The 1,287-nt window shown below is 48.4% G+C and carries 2 protein-coding genes; both read right to left on the bottom strand.

Annotation, left to right across the window (positions count from 1 at the left end; translation table 11 throughout):
* A partial coding sequence (locus R7Q47_RS25005; RefSeq protein WP_318090000.1) for a SulP family inorganic anion transporter occupies positions 1-333 on the bottom strand: 333 nt, incomplete at its 3' end.
* 213 nt (positions 334-546) lie between these two features.
* Positions 547-1,287: acyl-CoA dehydrogenase domain-containing protein (locus R7Q47_RS25010; RefSeq protein ID WP_318090002.1), on the bottom strand; the 741-nt coding region annotated here is incomplete at its 5' end.

The raw sequence follows: 1,287 nt of genomic DNA on the forward strand, positions 1-1,287 counted from the left end.
GACGAGCTGCCAGTGTTTGGTTGGGTCGCCAGCGGCAATTGGGGTAACGACGGCGGCGATGACGGCACAGGTTGCGGCGTCCGGGCCAACAATGAGTTGTCGGGAAGTGCCCATCAAAGCGTAAACCAGCATCGGCAGCACGCATGAGTAGAGGCCGACGATAGCAGAAACGCCAGTTAGCTGTGCATAAGCAATAGCAACAGGTAGTGCAACAGCAACAACAGAAAATGCTGCTCTAAAGTCATTCACGAGCCATTCTTTTTGATAGTTTTTAAGTTGAATGAGTCCTGGGAACCACTGAGCGAATAAGAGTCTAGCCAACAGATTTTCCATATATGTGGTTGAGATACGGTAAAGTATACATCGTTAATGGGTAAGGTCTGTGAGCTATTTATCACTCATATCGCGATCAATTGGTTTGGCTGTGGTTACAACGGTTGTCTGAGAGTGAGCATCGGATGCGTCGAAAGGGAGGGGGCGTTATTTGGAGTCAGAGCACAAGAAAACGGGAGCCAAAGCTCCCGTTTTTGTCTTTCTTATTGGTTTTTAAGCAACGCTATCCATTTGAGGGTAAAGTGGCTTTGCTGCCAATAGTTCCGGCTCAAAATCGTCAACGTTAATGGTATCGAGACGATGTTGCTCGGCTTCTCTCAGCAGTTCTGCTTCTTCTTGAGTGATCACGCCTTGCTCTAGACCTTCTTGAGCAATCATATCCAAGCGGAGGAATGGACGACGTTTACCTTGCGCTTTACAAACTTTGTCGAACACAGGCTCAGCTTGAAGAATCACAGACAGTGCTAACTCAATCTTACCTGCTGGGTTGTGCTCTGTTGGCTCTAGGTACTGGCCACGGCCAATGCGCGAGCGTGTTGCACTTGGGGTTTGTAGAATACGTGCCACTTTGCTGTCTAGCTTGTCACTTGGTGCTTTGCGTACACGACCGAATGGCACAATCAGAACGCGAAGTGTGCGGCCAATGACTTTGTTCGGGAAGTTTGCTAGGAACTCATCAACGGCGATTTCTGCTTGTTTTAAGCTATCTTGTAGACCCCAGTGAACCAAAGCCAAATCTTCAGCTGGACGACCATCTTGTTCAAAACGTTTTAGCGTCGCGGAGCTTAGGTATAGCTGACTGAGAATGTCACCTAAACGCGCAGATAAGCGCTCTTTACGTTTCAACGAACCACCAAGTACCGCCATTGAGATATCAGACAGAAGCGCTAGGTTGGCACTGTAACGGTTTAGCTGTTGGTAGTAGCGTTTCGTTGCATCTTTAGTCGGTGCCGA

This window comes from Vibrio sp. Vb0349 (assembly GCF_033338975.1).